Origin of the sequence: Limnospira sp. PMC 1279.21, from assembly GCF_032349615.1 — a bacterium.
Classification (GTDB): Bacteria; Cyanobacteriota; Cyanobacteriia; order Cyanobacteriales; family Microcoleaceae; genus Limnospira; species Limnospira fusiformis.
This window is the reverse complement of the sequence record NZ_JARPLU010000252.1, coordinates 1-1,619: the sequence shown is the minus strand read 5'-3', so window position 1 is coordinate 1,619 and position 1,619 is coordinate 1. Positions and strand designations below refer to the sequence as shown.

2 protein-coding genes are annotated in these 1,619 nt (G+C 44.4%); both read left to right on the top strand.

What is annotated here, in order from left to right:
• Nucleotides 1-453 precede the first annotated feature (453 nt).
• Nucleotides 454-699, top strand: a complete 246-nt coding sequence (locus P5683_RS22750) for an Asr1405/Asl0597 family protein (RefSeq protein ID WP_035760234.1) — start codon at nt 454-456, stop codon at nt 697-699.
• A gap of 47 nt (nt 700-746) precedes the next feature.
• A complete protein-coding gene (locus tag P5683_RS22745) occupies nt 747-1,319 on the top strand; it encodes a ferredoxin (RefSeq protein WP_006626152.1) in 573 nt (190 codons plus the stop codon).
• Nucleotides 1,320-1,619 lie beyond the last annotated feature (300 nt).

Genomic DNA, 1,619 nt, shown 5'->3' with positions numbered 1-1,619 from the left:
CAGTTCCCGTGCTTGTTCGTCCGCCATACTGTGATTAGGCTCCGAACCAGCTCCAGGTGCGCGATCGCTTTCCTGGGCCGCCCGCGAAAGCATCGTTTCGTCAAGATGCTGCTTATGGTGACGATTCTGGACCAACAATTCCCGGGCTTGTTCTTCTAAACTCATGATTTTAAATCTCCGATTTTATGATTAAAAAATTCCCCTACTAAAATTTTGGCATAATTTTAGAAAAAATGTATCCAAATTTACAGATTTTTTACTGTAAGTATATATGCGGATGTTGAAGTTGCCACTCGACCGGGCTGACGTTTTCGTAAACTTTTATAAACAGACTATTGAGAAAAGATATCATTTGTGTTATCAATGAAATATGGGACTATCCGAGTCATTTGTGAGCTAGGGCAGCAGTCATCAGCCCAATTTAGTGCAAATCTCTTTCATTTAGATGTGGTAATGAATTCATCAGAATTAGATCCGAAGTCCGGTGAAGTAGTAGAAGTGGCCTGGTCAAAAAGGTGGCAGGTCTATCGGCGGCTGCAAGAATTGGGAATTAGCTGTTGGTGTCAGGTAGATCACCCGCTGCGGGTAAAGATTACCAACACCACCGAAGCTGTTCAGCTTGCTAGTGTCCTGAGAAGGTTAAGTGCATCGCCACGGGAACTAGCCCTATCTCTGGAAAGGGCCTGGAATCGTAGTTAGGCAATAAATCCCATGAACCCAAGCACACCAAACAAACCGCAAAAATTATGTCTAAATTCAATAAGCAAGTTTCGGATTTCAGCCTTTCGGGTAGAGTTTTGCAGATTTTATTAAAAGGCAAAACCCCGCAAATCCTGCAACTGATGACTACATCAGGATTGTATACAATTAAGCTATCTAAGCGATTACGTGACGAGGCAAAACACCTGTTATCTGAGGGGTTAGAGGTGAGAGTATTTGGCGAAAAAATCCTCAATTTAAAAAATGCCAAAGTCAAACTCAAAGCCACCAAGATTATACCAGCATCTGAACCCTCAGTGCGCCCAGTCAACTCTGTGAGGCCCTCAACCAAAAGCCAGCCTAAACCGGCGAAAATTCTAGTTTGTCAGAAATCTGATTGTCGCCAGCGAGGAGGACAAGCAGTTTGTCGAGTCCTGGAGCAAGCCTTATGCGATCGCGGATTGCATGATCAAGTTAAAATTGAAAAAACAGGTTGTCTGAAAAAATGTAAATTAGGGCCCAACTTAGTTGTCATGCCAGATAAGGCTCATTATACGCGAGTCAAACCCTCAGATATTTCTGAGGTGATTGAGAAGCATTTGGCATCAACAACTACATAGAGTAATAGGGGCGTTTCGACTTCCCCTGCTGTAGCCGCCGCCTCTAGCAATCATCCTCTATTTCGAGCAGATTGTTCGTGAACCCGCCCCTAATTACCGTTTTTGGGTCGATTGTGAATCCCCCTCTCAAGATAGGGGGGAGAGCGATCGTGACATAAAAAAGTCTAGTTATGGGTAGGTTTGGGTAAGTCTGATGTAATGGATTATCCTCAAAAAACCCTGAGCAAATTTGAACAAAAATAGCGACGCATTCCCCCACCTCGCCCAACGGCAGGTGGGGGTCAAGGAGCCGCCGATCTG

Excerpts from the sequence above, each read along its gene's own strand:
- P5683_RS22750 (WP_035760234.1), top strand. The coding sequence starts at position 454 with ATGAATTCATCAGAATTAGATCCGAAGTCCGGTGAAGTAGTAGAAGTG.
- P5683_RS22745 (WP_006626152.1), top strand. The coding sequence starts at position 747 with ATGTCTAAATTCAATAAGCAAGTTTCGGATTTCAGCCTTTCGGGTAGA.